The following is a 4,431-nucleotide window of genomic DNA, read 5'->3' on the forward strand; positions in this document are numbered from 1 at the left end:
TCGAAAGTTCAGGCTGGTACGGATGATCACAAGGCCGATCTGAATATCAATGCAGGCGGCGATCTCATCATCGCATCGGGCAAGGATACGAGCGAACAGGACGGCTCAAAGTCGAAGTCGGGCTTCCTGTCGAAGAAGAGCGACAGGACCCAAACCTACGATGAGACCACGGTGGCATCCGAGCTCGGTGCATCCGGTAACGTCAATCTCAGTGCTGGTGACAATGTCGCGATTTCCGGCTCCAAAGTCACCGCTGGCGACAATATTGCCATCGAGGGTGACAGCGTTTCGATCATCGGCGCGCAGGAGCAGCATGACAGCGCGTCATCTTCCAAAAAATCCGGTTTTGGAGTTGGCTCAGGCGACGGCTTCTATTCGATTTATGGCAAGGAGCAGAAGAGCTCGAGCGAGAATATCGTTGCCAATGTTGGCTCTGAACTGTCGGCCGGAAACGATGTCTCAATCAAGGCCCGTGAAAGCGACGTCAATATTGTCGGCTCGAAAGTCGAAGCCGGAAATGACATTGCGCTCGATGCAGCTCGCGATGTGAACATCCTGCCTGGCGCTGAAAGCTACGCGTCTGAAGAGAAGGAAAAGCGTTCAGGATTCGGTGTTCAAGTGAAATCGGGCAACGGTTCCGCATCCATTGGCATTGGTTACGGCTCTTCGAAAGACGAAACCAAACAAGGTGCTGAAACCAATGCAACATCCTCGCTCAGTGCGGGACGTGATGTTGTTATCACAGCCGGGCGTGACGCAAATCTACAAGCTGCTCAGGTGGAAGCTGGTTCCACAGTCGATATTCTCGCCGAACGCGATGTCAATCTGCTGTCTGCGCAGGATAAGACCAATTACGAAACCATGCATGAGGAACTGTTTGCTGGCATCACAGCCACAGTTTCTTCAAGTGTCGCGTCAGCAGCCAGCAACATTTATGATGCTGCAAAGAAGGTCGGCGATGGCAGTTCTAGCCAGCCAATTGCGATGGGCACCATAGCTGCGATCAATGGTTATTATGCCTATGACGCACTGGTGAATGGGAAGCCAATCACACCAGGTGAGTTCAAGCAAGATGGACCACTTCTTTCAACTTCCATCTCGGCAGGCTTCCAATATTCGAAGAACAGTGCATCAGGGTCGACATCGACACCTGTGCCAACGACCATTCGTGCTGGCGATACAGTCATCATTGAAGCATCGAGCGGTGATATTAATGCAGTCGGTGCGCAGATCGCAGCTGGCTATGACGAAAAAGGCATGCCGTCGGGCGGTCGCGGCGATATCGCTCTGATTGCTGGAAATGACATCAATCTCATCAGCGCTCAGGCGACAACGGAAAATTCCAGCAAAAACGTGGCTGGTGGCGTGCAGATCAACCTTGATCTCACAGGTGGCAACTTCAACTTTTCGAAGGGAAATGCCGACGGAACGACCGTCACAAACGTCAACACGCATGTTGTGGGTACTGGCGGGGTTTATCTGCAATCTGGCAATGACACGAACCTGAAAGGTGCAACTGTTACCGGAGAAACGGTAATTGCCGACATTGGTGGTGACCTTAATATCGAAAGTCAGCTTGATACGTCATCAGGAAAAGCCAAGCAGGTTGGTGTTGGCGGCGGTATTGGAACGAGTGGTGCTGCGATCTCTGGCAGTTATCAAACAGCCAAAGGCGACGCTGCTATTGTCTCAGAACAATCCGGCATACGTGCGGGCGAGGGCGGTTTTGATATCAAGGTCGACGGCAACACGAAGCTTACGGGCGGCGTGATTTCCAGCGAGGCCGACCCGAAAGACAATCGTCTTGAAACCGGAACGCTCGAATTCGAAGACCTCAACACACATTCCGAGTGGAAAGCAGACACCTATGGCGGCAGTATCTCCGGCAGAGGACCGCTCGTTTCCCCGCCAATCAAGGAAGGTGAAAGCGAAACAGGCAAGGCGCTGTCAGCAATCTCTCCCGGCGAGATCATCATAACCGATCCTGCCAATCAGCAGCAGAACATTGATGATCTGCGTCGCGATACGTCAGATACCAACACCTCGCTGCCTGGTATTCCTGATCTGCAGAAAATTCTCAGTGAGCAGCTGAAGACGCAACAGCTCTACGATGATGCAGCCGCCAAAGCTGCAAATATGATCGGCAATCTGTCGTCCAAGCAATATGCCGAGGCGACCACAGACGCAGAGCGTGAATTCTGGAAGGAAGGCGGAACTGGGCCAACGATCTTGCATGCTGTTGCAGGTGGCTTGCTCGGTGGAGTGACTGATTTCAGTGGTATGTTGAGCGGCGCGCTCGGCGGCGCATCATCAGCCTATCTAGCGCCGAAGATCAAAGAGCTGGTAGCAGAGTTCGTCAAGGAAGCAGGCTTAAGCGGTTCCGCTGCGGACTTCATGACCAACTCCATCACAGGGTCCATCCTACAAGGTTTGGGTGGCGTCACCGGTGGAACAGGCGCAGCGTATGCAGGTAATGCATATCAGAACAATTATCTCAAACATGAAGAAATCATCGCGTACAACGACGAAATGAGGCAATGCGGCGAGAACCCGGATTGCCAATATCGTGTTTTCTCGGAGTATTTCGAGATTTCGGCAAATCGCAATGACGAAGTCGCAGCTTGCGAGACTGAAGAATGTCGTGAAGCGCACCGTGACGACTTCATGAAAGCGAAAGAGGTCGCAAACCTAATTCTGAATCCCTTCAATCATAATAACGATTCCTACTACACAGCATTATTGACGCTTCAATCAAATGAAGTGAATGCTGCGGTAAACCATATCGCGATGGCACGAGTTCAAGCCCGTAATGATGCACGTGAGCAGTGTGGTTCTGACGACGCTTGCACCCAGCGATACGCTGATGAGTATTTTCAGTTATGGGCCGATGAAAAGGATAATAAGCAGCTTCTGGGATTTGTTGGAAGTATTGTTCTTGGCGTGAAGCCACTTATAGGTGGCAACGCTAAGAATAGTAATATCCGAATTGTTTCAGCAGAGGAAGCCAACAATGGTTATGCTAAACCACCATACAACCCAAATCGGCCTGTTAAAGAGTTTCCCGCAGATGGTAAGAATACATACGTGCGAGTATACACGGAAGGCACAACGAACCAAGGTGGTAGCTGGATGATGAGGTTAGATGATATCAAGGGACTTACACCTCAGCAGATAGCCGATAAATTTGATCTTCCATATATACCCACACATGTGACTGATGTGTCTCCCCCTAAAGGAACCATAATTCGGACAGGAACAGTTAACCCGGGAAATTTTGGTGGGAGTGGCGGCGGCACTCAGTTTGAACTTCAAACGAGAATCCCGGATACAGCGTTTACCAACCCTAGGAAGTTACCATGAAGTTTCAATATGAACCGCGGCAAATAACTGAAATTGATGGTAAGATTCTAGTTGTTTATCAATGGGGAGAGTTAACTGAACAGACTAATCCGAGAGTCTGGGAGAATGTTCAGTTGTTTGATCAAATGGGAACAAAGATATGGACGGTAAACGGAATGGAAAGGTGTCAATATTGGAATAAAGATAGAGACACCTTTGTGGGTGTCCGGGAAAAATCAGGTTGCATTCAACTGACTTCATTTAGCGGAAACGAATTTGATTTGGATATTGCAACTGGCAGGGTCACATTCTCTGATTTCCATAAGTAGAAGATTCAAAATTAGCCTTCTGACCTGAGTTCGACATTCACCTAAATCGGTTGGACGCAAGACAATGAAAATTCGTTACGATGTTGCTGTTGACGCTGCATACATTGATTTTCGCAGCGACAACAAGAGTAACAATTTGGGGTTTACCTATTGTTGTGACCCGATTGAAGTTGGCGGTCAGATTCATCTCGATTTTGATGATGAAGGTCGTCTGATAGGGATTGAGGTATTACAAGCAAGCACGAAGTTGCCTTCAGACTTACTGAAGTAGCTTGGAGTTGCCCCTTAAAAACCGGACATTTTCAGGTTTGAGCATTTCGGCATAGGAACTCTCGTGGAGATTGATATCCTAAAGCTTTATGCGGGTGAAGATTGTTATAGTGCTCGAACCATGATGGCAGTTGAGCCATGACGGTTTCGGCGTCTGGCGTCGGATTGATCCGGACATAATCGCGCTTGAATGTTTTGACGAAAGCCTCAGCCATTCCATTTGACTGCGGGCTGCGCACTGGTGTTCTGCACTGTTCCATGCCTATATCCCGGAGCAGGGACGCGGTGTTTTTCGCAATGAAGCATGAACCATTGTCGGTAAGCCACTGGATGGGCTCTGCCAGCATATTGATGCGCCCGAAGCGGTTTTCTACCGTACGTATACGGCGTAGACCGCGGGACGTTTTTGCCGTCGCGTGATAGAGTTTCGGAATGGATATCGATGAAGAGAAGATCGACGATGCGGTTCTGGCGCTGCTTTGGCTGACGTTGC

The 4,431-nt window shown here is 49.8% G+C and carries 4 protein-coding genes; 3 read left to right on the plus strand and 1 reads right to left on the minus strand.

The annotated features are described in order from the left end of the window. The 3 genes from OIV19_RS23375 to OIV19_RS23385 form a co-directional block, all read left to right on the plus strand. Positions 1-3,360 (plus strand): hemagglutinin repeat-containing protein (locus tag OIV19_RS23375; RefSeq protein ID WP_264234291.1); only part of this gene is annotated, 3,360 nt, incomplete at its 5' end. Then, the gene (locus OIV19_RS23380; RefSeq protein WP_264234293.1) at positions 3,357-3,668 is read left to right on the plus strand and encodes a DUF7957 family protein; all 312 of its coding nucleotides are present in this window, start codon (positions 3,357-3,359) and stop codon (positions 3,666-3,668) included. The genes OIV19_RS23375 and OIV19_RS23380, both read left to right, overlap by 4 nt. A 64-nt stretch (positions 3,669-3,732) precedes the next feature. Next, on the plus strand, positions 3,733-3,939 hold the full coding sequence (locus tag OIV19_RS23385; RefSeq protein WP_264234295.1) for a DUF2283 domain-containing protein: 207 nt from the start codon (positions 3,733-3,735) through the stop codon (positions 3,937-3,939). Positions 3,940-3,970: 31 nt separating this feature from the next. Here OIV19_RS23385 and OIV19_RS23390 read toward each other — a convergent pair. Then, the coding region (locus OIV19_RS23390) for an integrase core domain-containing protein (protein ID WP_264234297.1) at positions 3,971-4,431 on the minus strand (461 nt) is incomplete at its 5' end.

The organism is Brucella sp. HL-2 (assembly GCF_025846885.2).
In the GTDB taxonomy this organism is placed as follows: domain Bacteria; phylum Pseudomonadota; class Alphaproteobacteria; order Rhizobiales; family Rhizobiaceae; genus Brucella; species Brucella quorumnocens.

Excerpts from the sequence above, each read along its gene's own strand:
- OIV19_RS23380 (WP_264234293.1), top strand. The coding sequence starts at position 3,357 with ATGAAGTTTCAATATGAACCGCGGCAAATAACTGAAATTGATGGTAAG.
- OIV19_RS23385 (WP_264234295.1), top strand. The coding sequence starts at position 3,733 with ATGAAAATTCGTTACGATGTTGCTGTTGACGCTGCATACATTGATTTT.